This is a genomic window from Prosthecobacter fluviatilis (genome assembly GCF_042655725.1).
Classification (GTDB): domain Bacteria; phylum Verrucomicrobiota; class Verrucomicrobiia; order Verrucomicrobiales; family Verrucomicrobiaceae; genus Prosthecobacter; species Prosthecobacter fluviatilis.
This window is the reverse complement of record NZ_JBHSMQ010000013.1, coordinates 35,622-50,305: the sequence shown is the minus strand read 5'-3', so window position 1 is coordinate 50,305 and position 14,684 is coordinate 35,622. Positions and strand designations below refer to the sequence as shown.

At 63.0% G+C, this 14,684-nt stretch carries 11 protein-coding genes; 8 read left to right on the top strand and 3 right to left on the bottom strand.

All coding sequences use genetic code 11. The features are described 5' to 3' along the window. The first annotated feature begins 55 nt into the window (after window positions 1-55). The 7 genes from ACFQDI_RS23230 to ACFQDI_RS23200 all read left to right on the top strand — a co-directional run bounded on the left by ACFQDI_RS23230 (window position 56) and on the right by ACFQDI_RS23200 (window position 9,000). The gene (locus tag ACFQDI_RS23230; protein ID WP_377171511.1) at window positions 56-1,609 is read left to right on the top strand and encodes a sulfatase family protein; all 1,554 of its coding nucleotides are present in this window, start codon (window positions 56-58) and stop codon (window positions 1,607-1,609) included. After that, a complete protein-coding gene (locus ACFQDI_RS23225; RefSeq protein WP_377171509.1) occupies window positions 1,606-2,664 on the top strand; it encodes a metallophosphoesterase in 1,059 nt (352 codons plus the stop codon). Before ACFQDI_RS23230 ends, ACFQDI_RS23225 begins: the two co-directional genes overlap by 4 nt. Window positions 2,665-2,676: 12 nt before the next feature. Beyond that, on the top strand, window positions 2,677-4,392 hold the full coding sequence (locus ACFQDI_RS23220) for a sulfatase-like hydrolase/transferase (RefSeq protein ID WP_377171507.1): 1,716 nt from the start codon (window positions 2,677-2,679) through the stop codon (window positions 4,390-4,392). A 4-nt stretch (window positions 4,393-4,396) separates the two neighbouring features. Then, a complete protein-coding gene (locus ACFQDI_RS23215; protein ID WP_377171505.1) occupies window positions 4,397-5,092 on the top strand; it encodes a 3-keto-alpha-glucoside-1,2-lyase-like domain-containing protein in 696 nt (231 codons plus the stop codon). 16 nt (window positions 5,093-5,108) lie between these two features. Further along, window positions 5,109-6,074 carry a peptidyl-alpha-hydroxyglycine alpha-amidating lyase family protein gene (locus ACFQDI_RS23210; RefSeq protein ID WP_377171503.1) on the top strand — a complete coding sequence of 322 codons (966 nt, stop codon included), beginning with the start codon at window positions 5,109-5,111 and terminating at the stop codon, window positions 6,072-6,074. Between the two features lie 104 nt (window positions 6,075-6,178). Beyond that, the gene (locus ACFQDI_RS23205) at window positions 6,179-7,351 is read left to right on the top strand and encodes a sialidase family protein (RefSeq protein ID WP_377171501.1); all 1,173 of its coding nucleotides are present in this window, start codon (window positions 6,179-6,181) and stop codon (window positions 7,349-7,351) included. Between the two features lie 239 nt (window positions 7,352-7,590). Beyond that, window positions 7,591-9,000 (top strand): outer membrane protein assembly factor BamB family protein, encoded by a 1,410-nt coding sequence (locus ACFQDI_RS23200; RefSeq protein ID WP_377171499.1) that lies wholly within the window; start codon window positions 7,591-7,593, stop codon window positions 8,998-9,000. On the opposite strand, the gene ACFQDI_RS23195 is transcribed toward ACFQDI_RS23200, so the two are convergent. Genes ACFQDI_RS23195 through ACFQDI_RS23185 form a run of 3 tightly spaced genes read right to left on the bottom strand, consistent with a single transcriptional unit; the run spans window position 8,994 to window position 12,857 of the window. Next, entirely contained in the window at window positions 8,994-10,244 is a 1,251-nt protein-coding gene (locus tag ACFQDI_RS23195; protein ID WP_377171497.1) for an MFS transporter, read from the bottom strand. The genes ACFQDI_RS23200 and ACFQDI_RS23195 overlap by 7 nt on opposite strands. A 10-nt stretch (window positions 10,245-10,254) precedes the next feature. Next, window positions 10,255-11,433, bottom strand: a complete 1,179-nt coding sequence (locus ACFQDI_RS23190) for an enolase C-terminal domain-like protein (protein ID WP_377171495.1) — start codon at window positions 11,431-11,433, stop codon at window positions 10,255-10,257. After that, window positions 11,430-12,857, bottom strand: a complete 1,428-nt coding sequence (locus ACFQDI_RS23185) for a hypothetical protein (RefSeq protein WP_377171493.1) — start codon at window positions 12,855-12,857, stop codon at window positions 11,430-11,432. The genes ACFQDI_RS23190 and ACFQDI_RS23185 overlap by 4 nt, the downstream gene beginning before the upstream one ends. A 154-nt stretch (window positions 12,858-13,011) precedes the next feature. Between ACFQDI_RS23185 and ACFQDI_RS23180 the strand changes: the two genes are divergently transcribed. Then, window positions 13,012-14,571, top strand: a complete 1,560-nt coding sequence (locus ACFQDI_RS23180) for a glycoside hydrolase family 32 protein (protein WP_377171491.1) — start codon at window positions 13,012-13,014, stop codon at window positions 14,569-14,571. The last annotated feature ends 113 nt before the right edge of the window (window positions 14,572-14,684 follow it).

Here is a 14,684-nt window from a genome sequence, read left to right as displayed (position 1 = left end):
TTTCAATTCTCGCGCCTTTGTCGAAGGAAGCTCTGCTGCGCATCGTTCCCTCGCCATGCGCCGACCAGCATTTTTCACCGCCCTCGTTCTTGCGGCATACAGCCTCGCAGCTTCATCCTTCGCCGCTGAGCCGCCGCCCAACATCCTCTTCGCCATCGCCGACGACTGGGGCCCTCACGCCAGCGCCTACGGCACGCCCTGGGTGAAGACACCCAGCTTTGACCGCGTGGCAAAGGAAGGCCTCCTTTTCACCCAGGCCTACACACCGAATGCCAAGTGCGCCCCCTCTAGAGCCTGCATCCTTACCGGGCGCAATTCCTGGCAGCTCAAAGAGGCGGCCAATCACATCTGCTACTTCCCGCCCGAATTCAAAGGCTGGGGCGAGGCCCTCGCGGAAAAAGGCTGGAACGTGGGCTACACCACTAAGGGCTGGGGCCCCGGCGTGGCGAATGATGCCAATGGCAAGCCACGCCAGATGACCGGCAAGCCCTACAACAAACGCCGCGCCGAAGCCCCCACACCCGAGATTCTAAACTGCGACTACGCCGCCAACTTCAGCGACTTCCTCGATGCCGCGCCCGCAGGCAAGCCCTGGTGCTTCTGGTATGGCAGCGTCGAGCCGCATCGTGGCTACGAGTTCGGCAGCGGCGTGGCCAAAGGCGGCAAAAAGCTCACCGACATCGACCACGTACCCGCCTACTGGCCGGACAACGACGTCATCCGCAATGACATGCTGGACTACGCCTTCGAGGTGGAGCACTTCGACCGCCATCTCGGCCGCATGATCGCCGACCTCGAAAAGCGCGGCCTGCTGGAAAACACCCTCATCATCGTCACCGCAGACCACGGCATGCCCTTCCCGCGCAGCAAGGGAAACGCCAACGTGCAGGCCAATCACGTGCCGCTGGCCATGATGTGGAAAAAAGGCATCCTCCAGCCCGGCCGCACGCTGAGCGACTTCGTGAGCTTCGTCGATCTCGCTCCCACCCTTATCGAGGTCGCAGGCATGAAGTGGTCAGACACCGGCATGGCCGAGTCCCCCGGCCGCAGCCTCACCGATCTCTTTGCCAACAAACCCGCCCATGTGCGTGATCACGTGCTGCTCGGCAAGGAGCGCACCGACGTGGGCCGTCCGCACGACTGGGGCTACCCCATCCGCGCCATCGTCACCCAGGACAGCGTCTTCATCGAAAACTTCGAGCCCACCCGCTGGCCCGGTGGCAATCCCGAGACCGGCTACATGGACTGCGATGCCGGAGCCACCAAGACCTTCATCCTCGACGCCCATCGCAAAAACCCCGCCGATCCCTTCTGGCAGCTCTGCTTCGGCCTGCGCCCCGGCACCGAGTTCTACGATCTCAAAGCCGACCCCGATTTCGTACATAACCTCCCTGCCGATCCCCGCGCCACCGCCTTGAAAACCCAGCTCCACGCCGAGCTCTCCCAGCAGGGAGATCCCCGCATGTCCGGCCAGGGTGCCATCTTCGATGAATACAAGCACGCGCAGCCGGGTAACGTCGGCTTTTATGAAAAATTCATGAGCGGGAAGCCCGTGAAAGCCAACTGGATCAATCAGAGCGACATCGAACCGAAGCCCGTGCTGCCATGAGAATCCTGCTCTGCCTTTTCTTCTGCATCCCTGCTTTTGCCGCGTCCAAAAAACTCACCGGTACCCAGCCGCTGCCACCCATGCCTGCGGCGGCCTTCACCGTCGTCATCATTCCAGACACCCAGGCCTACACCGGCAAAGGCTGCAAGGCCACGCCTGACAGCACCGACCCTGTGACAAACAGCAACCTGGAAGCACAGGTGAAATGGATCGCTGCGCATCGTGACGATCAAAACATCGTCTTCGTCAGCCACGTCGGAGACATCGTGGACAAAAACAACGCCAGCGAATGGGCCGTGGCCAGGCAGCATATCGACACCCTGCGCGGCGTGGTTCCCTTCAGTCTCACCGTGGGAAACCACGACATGACCGCCAAGGGCGATGCACATCTGTTTCAGGAGCATTTTCCCGCCGCCAGCTTCAAGGACTACCCTTGGTATCTCGGCAGCTACACCCACGCCCGCAAAGACCAGAACGTCTCCGCCAACAACGTGAACAGCGCCCAGCTCTTCAGCGCCGGCGGCATGGACTTCATTCACCTCAGCCTCGAGTGCAATGCACCCGACGACGTGCTCGCCTGGGCCGGCGATCTCCTCGGCAAAAACGCCGCACGCCGTGCGCTCATCACCACGCACATGGACCTCGGCATTCTCGACAAGCCCAAGACCGAGGAGGGCTTCATCCACGATCCCAAAGGCCGCATGCGGTGGGTCAAAATCCACGGCGCGCGCGGAAACACCGGCGAGCAGATGTGGGACAAGCTCTTCCGCAAACATCCCAACCTTCGCCTCATCTTCTGTGGAGACCAGAGCCGCGTCACCGCGCTGAAGCTCACCACCCCTGCAGACGACGGCCACCCCGTCACCTCCATGCTTACCGACTACCTTTCCCAGCCCGCACTCCGTCTCCTGCGCTTTGTGCCCGCAGAGAACCGCATCCACGCCCTCACCTACGATGTCGTAAACAACGTCCTCGTCTCCGACACCCCTTATGTGCACGAGCTCGACCAGCATCAGTTCACGCTCGACTACCCCATGCAGCCCGCCGCGAAATAAGCGTCTTCCGTCATGAAACTCCGCGCTCTTTTCATCGCTTTTTCGTCCGTTGCTTCGCTTCGCTCACTCCTTCGGAGCAGCACGCGCTTCGCCGTGCTGGCTGTCTCGCTTGGCTCGGCTCTCGCGCTGCCTGCGGCACACGCCGCCGCGCCCAATATCCTCTTCGTCCTCTCAGACGACCACAGCTACCCGTTCATCCACTGCTACGGGCGCGAGGAGATGAAGACGCCAAATCTCGACCGCTTGGCCGCAGAGGGCATCATGTGCCGCCGCATGTTCACCGGTGCGCCGCAGTGCGTTCCCTCACGCGCTACCATCATGACCGGCCGTTCGCCAGTTGCCTGCCGCATGACGCGCTTCTCCTCGCCGCTGCCGCGCGATGAGATCACCTTTCCCGAGATCCTCAAAAAAGACGCCGGCTACTTCGTCGGCTGCTGCGGCCGCACCTATCACCTCGATGGCTCCGGTCGCAGCCCCGAGGCCTCGTCACAGGTCTTTGAGGAGCACCACCTCGTCACCTTCAAAGACCGCTTCGACTACGTGGACGCCAGCGGTCAGGACACCCTGCCCACCAAGATCAATGAGTTCTTTGATCAGAAGCCAAAGGACAAGCCCTATTTCCTCTGGGTCGGCTTCAGCGATCCCCACCACGCCTGGAACACCGGCAAAAACCCGCCCGATCCCGCCAAGCTCAAAGTCCCCGGCTTTCTCCCCGATCTTCCCGGCGTGCGCAACGACCTCTCCGCCTATGAAGGCGAGATCGAGCATTGCGACGGCGACTTCCAGCGCGTGCTCGATCTCATCAAAGAGCGTGCCGGTTTGGAAAACACCCTCATCATTTTCATGGGAGACAACGGCATGGCCTTCCCCAGCGGCAAAGGCTCCTTGCACGATCCCGGCCTGAACGTCCCCCTCCTCGCCTGGTGGCCCGGTGTCATCAAACCCGGCGGCGACTCCAGCGCGCTCATCTCAGGAGAAGACATCGCGCCCACCTGCCTCGAAGCCGCCGGTCTCCCTGTGCCAGAGCGCATGAGCGGCATCAGCTTTCTCCCGCTGCTCAAAGGCGCCAAGTTTGAAAAAGAGCGCCAGCACATTTTCGCCGAGCGCGGCCCCCACGGCAGCGCCACCTTCAATGAGGGCACCACCGCCAGCGGCGTGGACTACAGCCGCTGCGTGCGCAGCGCCCGCTACAAGCTCATCTACAACGTCACCCCAAACCTCCGCTACACCCCCGTGGACAGCGGTGGCGATCCCAGCTGGAAAGACATCACCAAGGCGCACGAGGACAAGACCCTCGCCACCGAATTTGAAGACCTCTGGTTCACCAGCCCGCGCCCCGTCTATGAGCTCTACGACCTCCAGGAAGACCCCGCCGAGCTGCACAATCTCTACGGCCAGAAAGGTCTGGAGGCAGCCACCCTCGAGCTCAAGACCGCCCTGCAAAAGAAGATGATCCTCGACTACGACTACTTGCCGCTCCCCATCGCCGGAGACGCCAAACCCAAAGGCAAAGCCAACGCCCAGCCCAAAAACAACCCCAGCCGCGCCGAGCAGTTCAAGCGCCTCGACACCGACCACGACGGCAAGCTCACCAAAGAAGAGTTCAGTGCCAGACGTAATGCAGAAGACGCAGCAAAGTGGTTCAAAGCCCGCGACGTGGACGGCAGCGGCACCATCGATCAGGCCGAATACACCGCCAGCACCGTGCCCAATCCGCCCAAAAAATAATGTCATGAAACACTTCCTCCTCTTCCTCACTCTCTGCCTCCCCCTCCACGCCGACTTCATCACCCCGCTCTTCTCCGACGATTTCTCCCGCGATGAAGCCACTCCTGGCAAGGAAGACATCGGCAATGGCTGGACCAGCAACAGCGCCTGGCGTGCGAAGGGCCATCAGCAGGTCGATCTCATCGACGGCCACATGCACGTCACTAAGCACGCCGAGGCCGACCACGGCGTCGCCATCTTCCACGCAGCCGAGTTTCAAGACGGCATCGTGCAGTTGAAATTCCGCCTCGGCGAGGGCGATGACCTCGGCGTCGATTTCGTCGATCGCGAGCTCAAAACCGTGCACGCTGGACACCTCTGCATCGCCCGCGTCACCAACAAAGCCGTCACCATCACCGACTCCAAAACCGGCGGCATGGACAATGAAATCCGCGCCCGCCGCGAGAAAGGAGACAAATCCCCCGAACTCGCTGCGCTGCTCAAATCCAAAACCAAATCCTTCAAGCTCGACCTCAAGCCCAACGAGTGGCACACCCTGAACATCAAGATCGTCGCCGATCAGATGACCGTCCGCATCGACGACATGGAAGCCGTTTCATTCAGCAGCGAAGGCATCGCGCATCCAACGAAACGCATGATCACCCTCGCCGTAAACAAGTCGGCGGACGTGGATGACGTACAGGTATCCAAGCTCAAGTGAGCATCGCACTCCCTCCATGCGCTTCGTTTTCTTCTTTGCCCTTTTCGCCACCGCTTCTCTCGCTCAACCATCGCACGAGGTCGTCCCCGGCTGGCCGCAGCTTCCGGAGGGCCACACCCTCGGCCTTTGCGCCGGTGTTGGAGTAGACGCCCAAAACCGCGTGTTCGTTTTCCATCGCAGCGGTCGCGTCTGGACCAAGCCCTTTCCCAAAGAGCCCATCGCAGCGCCCACCGTCAGCGTGTTTGAGGGGGCCACAGGCCGTCTCCTCAGCACCTGGGGCGCAAACCGCTTCATCATGCCGCACGGGCTCACGGTGGATCACGCCGGCAATCTCTGGCTCACCGATGTCGGCCTGCATCAGGTCTTCAAATGTTCACCTTCAGGCGAGGTGCTGCTCACGCTGGGAGAGGCAGGCGTGCCCGGCGACGACACTTCCCATTTCAATCTGCCCACCGATGTGGCCGTGCTGCCAGACGGCTCCTTCTATGTCAGCGACGGCTACCAAAACACACGCGTGCTGAAGTTCACCGCCACAGGCCGCTTCGAGTTTCAGTGGGGCACCAAAGGAAAGGGGCCGGGCCAATTCCACCTCCCGCATGGCATTACCCTGGATCCCCAGGGTCGCATCATCGTCTGCGACCGCGAAAACGAGCGCCTTCAGGTCTTCGACGCCAAAGGCACCTTTCTGCACGAATGGAAAGGCCCGCAGATCGGCAAACCGTATGGCATTGCCACCGGTCCCGACGGCCACCTCTTCATCATCGATGGCGGCTCTCCTTCCCTGAAGCAGGAGCTCCGCGGCAAGGCGGTGGAACTCGATTCTGCCGGGCAGGTGCTCGACACCTTCGGCAGCTACGGCAAAGCCCCCGGTCAGTTCCAGCTCGGCCATGACCTCTCCGTCGGCCCGGACGGTGCCGTTTATGTGGCGGAGGGAACCGGTGCCCGCGTGCAGAAGTTCACACGCAAAAAAGCAGCCGAGTGAGTTCGCGCCCTCTGTGTGGCAGGCATCTCCCTCCTCTGGTCCGTTGTTCAAACCAGCGGCTTTGCTGCGAAAGCAAACCGGTCCGCGTCGTATTCTCCGGCATCATGACCAGCCGCCGCCATTTCCTCGCCACCACTACCTCTGCACTCGCCTTTCCCTTCATTGCCCGCGCGGCCTCGCCTGCGGCGAAGATTCTTGAGACGAAGGTCATCTCCCAACAGCCCGAGTTTTACCATGGCTGGTCCACCGTCGTGCGGCGGCAAAATGGCGAGCTCTGGCTCTCCTGGTCGGGCGGTCGTGAGTCCCATGTCTGCCCCTTTGGCCAGGTGCATGCCATGACCTCCAAAGACAACGGCGCCACCTGGACCTGGCCGCGCGTGCTGCTGGACACCGCCACCGACGACCGCGACTCCGGCGTGCTCGAAACCGCCAAGGGTTCCCTCATCGTCACCACCTTCACCTCGCTGGCCTATGAGGACTCGTTTAAAAAAGCCGCTGCCATGGCGGAGCTCACAGACAAGGGCTGGGTCTCCAAGGCCATGCCCGCAGAGCGCTACGCCAGGTGGAAAGCCGCGCACGTGCGTCTGGGCGATGAAGAGCGCAAGGCCGAGCTGGGAGAGTGGGCCATCCGCTCCACCGACGGCGGCAAATCTTGGTCCACCCGCATCCCCACCATCGTCAACAGCCCGCACGGCCCCATCCAGCTCAAGGACGGCCGCCTGCTCTACGCGGGCAAGCAGCTTTGGACGCAGGACAAGAAGATCGGTGTGGCCGAGTCCAAAGACGACGGCCAGACCTGGCAATGGCTCGCCGAAATTCCCACACGCAAAGGCGACACTGCCTCCAATTCCTATCACGAACTCCACGCCGTCGAGGCCGCTGATGGCACCCTCATCGCTCAGATCCGCAATCACAACACGGCAAACAAAGGCGAGACCCTGCAGACAGAATCCAAGGACGGCGGCAAGACCTGGAGCGAGCCGCACAGCATCGGCGTCTGGGGCCTGCCCTCCCACCTGCTGCGCCTGCGCGATGGCCGCCTGCTCATGACCTACGGCCACCGCCGCAAGCCCTTCGGCAATCAGGCACGCCTCAGCACCGACAACGGCCAGACCTGGAGCGAGGCGATGATCATTTCTGGCGACGGCATCGGCGGCGACCTCGGCTACCCCAGCACGGTCGAGCTGGCAGACGGCACCCTCCTCACCGTCTGGTATGAAACGATGAAGGAGCCCAGGCTCGCAGTCCTCCGCCAGGCCACCTGGCGTATCGAGTGAGGAGTGTGCTGTCACAAGAACGAAGCAGCTTACGGAGCGCGGAATTTATTCCGCAGCAGGTCACCGGCACGCGGCGGGTGTTGCTGCACATTGAACATGCGCAAACACACTGATCCTCGGCGCGGCCGAGCAGGCTGCAAAACTCGGAGCAGACTTTTGCTGCGGACTGAAGTCCGCGCTTCCAGGAAATCACAGAAGCTCGAAAGACTAGCACTCTGCTTCCGCTTCTTATGCTCACCATGTTCCTGCGCCACCTTCTGCTCTCCACGCTGCTCACTTCCACCGCCCTGGCGGAATCCAGCTGGCCGCAGTTTCGCGGCGAAGGCGGGCTCGGCATCGGCACAGGGAAACCGCCCGTGGAGTTCAATGCGCAAAAGAATGTGAAGTGGCAGGTCGAGGTGCCTTTTGGCCATTCATCTCCCTGCATCTGGCAGGACAAGATTGCGCTCACCGGTCTCGATGCCGGCAAGCTGGTCACGCTTTGCCTCAGCCGCACAGACGGGCACGAGCTGTGGCGCGCAGCGGCTCCAGCGGAGAAGGTGGAAGCAGCGCACCGCATCGGCAGCCCGGCTACGCCGACGTGCTGCACGGACGGCATGCATCTCATCACCTACTTCGGTTCCTACGGCGTGCTGGCCTATGACTGGAATGGCAGGGTGCTGTGGCAGAAGCCCCTGCCACCGCCGATTGTGGAGTTTGGCACGAGCGCCTCGCCCATCATCGCGGATGGCAAGGTCATCATCGTCGCGGATCAGGACGTCGGCAGCTACATGATCGCGCTGGATGTGAAGACGGGAGCAGAGGTGTGGCGCGTGGATCGCAGCGAGTTTCGCCGCAGCTTTTCCACGCCGTTTGTGTGGCGGCATGATGGCATCGAGGAGCTGGTGGTGAGCGGCTCTCTCTGGACTCGCAGCTACGATCTCAAGGATGGCAAACAGCGCTGGTCATCCGGCGGCATGGCGCGTGTGTCCAACACCAGCCCCACCGCGCTGGGAGATGTCCTGCTCGTCTGCGGCTGGAACATGGGCGGAGATCCCGACGACCGTGTGGAGATGGAGGCCTTCGATTCCTTCATGACTGCCAATGACGCGGACAAAAACGGCACGCTCAGCGAAATGGAATTTCCCGCAGGCCCGTTGCGCGACCGCTTCACCATCATCGACGCCGACAAGGACGGCAAGGTCACGCAGTCGGAGTATGACGCCATGCGCGCCATCTTTGCCCAGGCGGCCAATCAACTCTTTGCCATCAAGGCCGGCGGCAGCGGCGACATCACCGACACTCACGTGATCTGGCGGCAGACGAAGCACCTGCCGTATGTGTTTTCTCCGGTCATCGCCAATGGCCGCGTCTTCACCGTCAAGGGCGGCGGCCTCGCCTCAGCCTACGATGCCAAAAGCGGCAGCCCGCTTTTCCAAGGCGAGCGCCTCGATGCCTCCGGCGAATACTACGCCTCTGCCGTGACCGCCGACGGCCACGTGTATGTAACCTCCCAGCGCGGCGTCATCTCCGTGCTGGATGCCGCAAGCGACACGCTGAAGGTGCTGGCCAGAAATGACATGAAGGCCCCGGTCTTTGCCTCGCCCGCCATCGTGGATGGAGTGATCTACGTGCGCACCAACAAGCAGCTCAGCGCGTTTGGTCACTGACCGATGCGCTCGTTGCGCAGCAGCAGCCAGAACACGGCGGCAACGATGTAGAGCGCGCCAAAGCCGCCCAGCACCGCATCCCAGCCACCGGCGTGCACCAGCAGCCAGGGCACCACGACCGGAAAGGCCGCCGCGCCCAGATTGCCACACATGTTGGTTGCCGCGCTGACGGTGGCCACATGCGGGCCACCGAGATTCATCACCGTGGCACCGAGGCAGGGATTGGCCGTGGCAGCGCAGAACATGCCCGCGCTGATCACCAGCACGGCCATCACAGGATTGGCAACAAGCCACGCGCAGAAAATCAAACCGGCGCAGAGCAGCAGCGCCGTGGCGGTCAGGCCCTGCCGCGCGAGGCGCTGGCTGCCCGTCTTGCGCAGCAGCACGTCTGACAGCACGCCTCCGGCCATGCAGCCCGTCACATCGGCCAGCAGCGGCAGCGTGGTCAGCCAGCCGGAGCCCAGGATCGTCACCCCGCGTGCCTCCTGCAGATAAGTGGCAAACCAGCTGGCAAAAAAGATGTACCCCGCCGCCCGGCAAAACTGCTGCAGGCACAGGCACCACAGCGCCGGACTCCGCAGCAGCAGACCCCATGGCACGCGCGGAGCTTCAATCGCAGCCCCCGGCGGCGCGTCCTGCTCGATCTGCGCGCGCTCCGCTGCATTCACTCCTGGATGTTCGGACGGCCGGTTACGGTACCAGACCGCAAACCACGCCGCCCACAGCACACCGGGCACGGCATACCACACGAACATCCAGCGCCAGCCGATGCTCACGACCAGCCACGCTGTCAGCGGTGCCGCGATGATGCTGCCCACGGACATGAAGCCGCTGAACGCACCGGAGGCCGAGGCCTGCGCCGTGCGTGGAAACCACCGCGCCATCACCGTGGTGCCCACCGGCACCAGCCCCGCCTGCGCCATGCCCATGAAGGCACGCGCGCCTGTCATCACCGCCAGATTTCCCCACGCCAGGAAGGCGGTGGCCACGGACCATAGCACACCATACAAAGACAGCGACCAGCGTGCTCCCAGCCGCTGCGCCAGCATGGCCGCAGGGATCTGGCACAGCGCATACGGCCAGAAGAACGAGCTCATGAGCATGCCCGACTGCTCCTTGGTGATGCCCAGCTCCGCACGGATCGTGCTCTCCGCCGGCGCCACCCCATTGCGCGTGAAATACGCCAGCGCTGCCGCCGCACAGATGCCTGCGAGCACGATGAAGCGGGTGCGGGTGGGTTTCATGGCCGGTAGATTACCAGTCCGTCACAGCTCCATCAGGGCTGAACTCTCGCAGCACGATCTCCTGCTGGAAGGGATGCTTCTTCACCTCCGCTTCATTGATCGTGATGCCGAGGCCGGGCTTCGTATTCGGGCGGACGATGCGGCCCTGCTTCTCGATGGTGAAACCTTCCTCCACCACGTCCTGCCGCCAGGGCACATCGTTGTGGACGGTTTCGCAGATGATGTAGCTGGGCTGTGAAAAGCCGAACTCCAGCGATGCGGCGGTGCTCACAGGCCCCTGTGGGTTGTGCGGCGCCAGGGAGATGCGGTGCGCCTCCGCCAGCGCGGCGATGCGCTTGGCCGCGCTCAGCCCGCCGCAGTGGGTGATGTCCAGCTGGCAGATCTCCACCGCGCGTTTTTCAAACATGTCCTTGAAGGCCTCCAGGTTTGTCACGCGCTCGCCGCTGGCCACGGGTGTGGTGAGTGCGGCATTGATGCGGGCCAGCCCGTCCACGCATTCCGGCCAGCAGGGCTCCTCAAAAAAGTAGAGACCGAAGTCATCCAGGGCCTTGCCAAACTTCAGCCCCATCGCGGGAGAGGGCCGCGCATGGCAGTCCACCATGATGTCGATGTCCGGCCCCACGGCCTCCCGCATGGCGGCCACGGCTGCGGCTGCGGCGCGCACGGGCTTCTGGCCCTCGATGGGCATCGTGCTGGGCACCGCCATGCTTTTGAAGGCGGTGTAGCCATCCGCCACGGCGGCCTGCGCCAGCTCGGCAAAACGTTTGGCGTTGTCCGCCGGGGTTTGGTAAAAGTCCTCCATCTTGCCGCCGCCGAGATGGCAGTAGGTGCGCACAAAATCACGCACCGGACCGCCGAAGACCTTGGAGAGCGGCATGTTCGCCACCTTGCCGACGATGTCCCACAGCGCGAGATCAATGCCTGCGATGGCCGTGGCCCGCACGATGCCGTGCCCATGCCAGAAGTGCTGCCGGTACATCACCTGCCACAGATACTCCACCCGCGTCGGGTCTTCGCCGATGAGGAGATGCGACATGTCCTCGATCGCGCCGACGATGCTGCGCGTGTGCCACTCCAGCGTCGCCTCTCCCCAGCCGATGAGACCGGGCTGGTCCGTGACGACTTTCACGAAGACCCAGTTTCGCATTCGGGCATGGCAGACGAGTGTTTCGATGGCGGTGATTTTCATGAGGCGATGTGGTTGGAAATGGATTCGATGAGTTGCTCCAGGCTGCCCGGCGCGACAACGGCGATGCTCTCCTGGTAGATCCCCGTGTCGTAAAGCTCACGAGGCGGCAGGTAGGAGGCGCCCCAGTCCGCAGCGATGGTGGCCACGATGACGATCTTCTCTGGAAAGCGGCGGCGCAGCTCGGTTTGCAGCACGCTGTAGCTCTCTCCCTGCACACCCACCCACACCGCATCGCCCATGTGCCAAACGACGACTTGCAGCGGAAAGCGATCTCCCGGCGGCAGCTGGTGGAGCTTGTGCAGCAGGCGCGTTTTGCGCTCGCTCATCGCACGGCAGTCGGCGGCTTGGGCTTCATCGCCCGCAGCACGCGCGGTGGCCTCGGCAGCCTGGAAATGATCCAGCTCCGCCTGCACCTGCGCCACCGTCGGCTGGCCGGGGCGGTAGCGCAGCGGCTCATGCCAGCGCTGCAGCTTCCAACCCGCCTTGGTTTCCAGATCGATCTTCTCGTGCTTCCACGCACCCAGCGTCGCACCGGACACGACAGCGCCTTGATAAACAAAGACCGTGCCCGCCGCTGGCAGCGCCGTGAGGGCCGAGAGCGCGGCATAACCCAGCTCGCGCCCATTGCGATCCGCCACAGCGGTGTCACCGACGAAGCCCTCGCGCGGACCCAGTTCGCCGCTGGCGCCTTGCAAAAAGAGGCAGGGCGCGCCGGTGTCGCGTTCAACGAGCTCGCGCATCGCACCGATGTAGTCGGGACTGATCAGCGTGTTTTCCCATGCCAGTGTGGTGGGGTGGCAGGCATAGTTTACGATGCAGGCCAGCGTCTTCCCGTCATCCGCCGTCACACGTGCCAGGACCACGCTGTCATCCGCAGGCACACCGGGATTGTGACCGCAGATGTATTGCATGCCGTCCCAAAAATCGCGCTGAGTGGCCAGACTGCAGCGGCCACGGCCATAGACGATGCCCGCAGGCACCAGCGAGGCCATGCATTGCTTCACCAGCCGCCCTGCCCGCTCCCCCAGTGCGTGCAGGTAGGGCGGAATCAGATCGCCACCCGGCAGCGTGGCACGGTCCAGTCCCATCAGCCCCGCGCCGTGGGTGTGGGAAAAGACCACAAGCACCTCCTCCTTTGCCACACCACCGATCTCCGCCGCTTGTGCCACGAGCTGCGCATGCTCCGTGGCCCCCATCACGCAATGATCCAGCGCTAGAATGATTTGCCGCCCCGTTCCCTCCATCGGCGCAAACACCGCCACCGTGGCGCGCAGCGGTCGGTGCACCCCGGTGGCGCGCTCGTGCTTCGCCGCGCCCCACATGCGGTGGTAGATGTCCGCCGGTGGCGTGATGTCGCACCAGGAGAGTGCAAATCGGCACCGGCTTTGCGGTGCGGGATCTTCGGTGCGGGAGAGTTCAGGCATCACACATCAAAGGCATGGCGGACCTCCAACTTTCATCATGTCATGAATCTCCTTCCCCAATCCATGCACATTACGCCCCCCCGGGGCCGCTGGTGCGGTTTTCAGACCACGAGGTTGCCGCGAAAGCCCATGGGCCTGGCACGTAATTTACCCCATGATGATTTATCGCCGCCGCTTTCCTGTCACCGCACTCGCTTTCGGTCTCGCCGCATTCTCATCCCTCGGTGCCGCAGACAGCGTTCTCGACATCGGCTCGCGCCGTGAGTTGTTTGTCGATGATTTCCTCATCGGCCAGCTCACCGGCAAGGCCGAGCAACGGCTGCACCATCCTCAGATCCAGGAGATCGCGCTGACGCATGATGCGCCATGGGAGGGCAGCGGCAGCGGTTACCACAGCGTCTTCAAAGACGGGGACAAATACCGCATGTACTACAAGAGCTGGCAGCTCACCGTCACAGCCCCTGGCAAGGTAAACACCGGCGAGCACCCGCTCTTCACCTGCTACGCGGAGAGCGACGACGGCATCCACTGGCGCAAGCCCGAGCTGGGCCTGCATGAGTTCAAAGGTTCCAAGGCCAACAACATCGTCATTCCCCACGGCATGATGGGAAAGGTGAACCCCGATGGCGGACACCCCGCAGTTTTCAAAGATGAAAATCCCGCCGCACCCGCAGATGCGAAATACAAGGCCATCGTGCGCTCCAATTCACCCAAGGGCCTGCTCGCGCTGAAATCGCCCGATGGCCTCCGCTGGTCCCCCATGGCCGATGCACCCGTCATCACCGATGGAGCGTTTGATTCGCAGAACCTCGCGTTTTGGGATGCGCAGAGCGGCGTGTATCGCGCCTACTGGCGCTACTTCACCGCCGGCACCACCGATGAAAAAAACTGGAAGCCCTCAGGCGACCGCGCCATCCGCACCGCCACGTCCAAAGACTTCCTCCACTGGGAAAACCAGCACGACCTCACCTATGTGGACTCCCCGTCCGAGCAGCTCTACACCAATCAGGTCAAGCCCTACCACCGTGCACCGCATCTGCTGCTGGGCTTTCCCACGCGCTACACCGAGCGCGGCTGGTCAGACAGCATGCGCGCACTGCCCGAGCGCGAGCACCGTGAGTGGCGCTCCAAGGCCAGCGACCGCTACGGCATGGCCATCACCGAAGGCCTCTTCATGGCCAGCCGCGACGGCTTGAAGTTCAAGCGCTGGAATGAAGCCTTCCTGCCGCCCGGCATCGAGCGCCCCGGCACCTGGAACTACGGCCACCAGTACATCGCCTGGCATCCGGTGGAAACCAAGTCCGCTCTGGAAGGCGCACCCAATGAGCTCAGCCTCTACGCCACCGAGAGCTACTGGACCGGCAAGAGCAGCGCCCTGCGCCGCTACACGCTGCGGCTCGACGGCTTTGTCTCCATCCACGCCCCCAGGAGCGGCGGCGAGCTCATCACCAAGCCGCTCACCTTCACCGGCAAAGCACTCACCCTGAACTTCGCCAGCTCCGCCGCTGGTGGCATCCAGGTGGAGATCCAAGATGCAGACGGCAAGCCGCTCCCCGGCTTCACCCTTGCCGACTCCCAGCCTGTCTTCGGCGATTCCCTTGACCGCACCGTCACCTGGAAAACCGGCCCCGATGTAAGCGCCCTCTCCGGCAAACCCGTGCGCCTGCGCTTTGTCCTGAACGATGTGGATTTGTACTCGCTGAAGTTTGAGTAAAGTAGCCCTGTTCCTGTGGAACAGGGGTGCGTGCCGCAACGCCCATAAGCACGGAGCCAAAGTGAATTGGCTTTGGAACTTCTAAATCCACATGCAACTCCCGCTACCCTGTG

Coding starts and splice junctions, on each gene's coding strand:
- ACFQDI_RS23225 (WP_377171509.1), top strand. CDS start 1,606: ATGAGAATCCTGCTCTGCCTTTTCTTCTGCATCCCTGCTTTTGCCGCG.
- ACFQDI_RS23195 (WP_377171497.1), bottom strand. CDS start 10,244: ATGAAACCCACCCGCACCCGCTTCATCGTGCTCGCAGGCATCTGTGCG.
- ACFQDI_RS23200 (WP_377171499.1), top strand. CDS start 7,591: ATGTTCCTGCGCCACCTTCTGCTCTCCACGCTGCTCACTTCCACCGCC.
- ACFQDI_RS23210 (WP_377171503.1), top strand. CDS start 5,109: ATGCGCTTCGTTTTCTTCTTTGCCCTTTTCGCCACCGCTTCTCTCGCT.
- ACFQDI_RS23190 (WP_377171495.1), bottom strand. CDS start 11,433: ATGAAAATCACCGCCATCGAAACACTCGTCTGCCATGCCCGAATGCGA.
- ACFQDI_RS23185 (WP_377171493.1), bottom strand. CDS start 12,857: ATGCCTGAACTCTCCCGCACCGAAGATCCCGCACCGCAAAGCCGGTGC.
- ACFQDI_RS23220 (WP_377171507.1), top strand. CDS start 2,677: ATGAAACTCCGCGCTCTTTTCATCGCTTTTTCGTCCGTTGCTTCGCTT.
- ACFQDI_RS23215 (WP_377171505.1), top strand. CDS start 4,397: ATGAAACACTTCCTCCTCTTCCTCACTCTCTGCCTCCCCCTCCACGCC.
- ACFQDI_RS23205 (WP_377171501.1), top strand. CDS start 6,179: ATGACCAGCCGCCGCCATTTCCTCGCCACCACTACCTCTGCACTCGCC.
- ACFQDI_RS23230 (WP_377171511.1), top strand. CDS start 56: ATGCGCCGACCAGCATTTTTCACCGCCCTCGTTCTTGCGGCATACAGC.
- ACFQDI_RS23180 (WP_377171491.1), top strand. CDS start 13,012: ATGATGATTTATCGCCGCCGCTTTCCTGTCACCGCACTCGCTTTCGGT.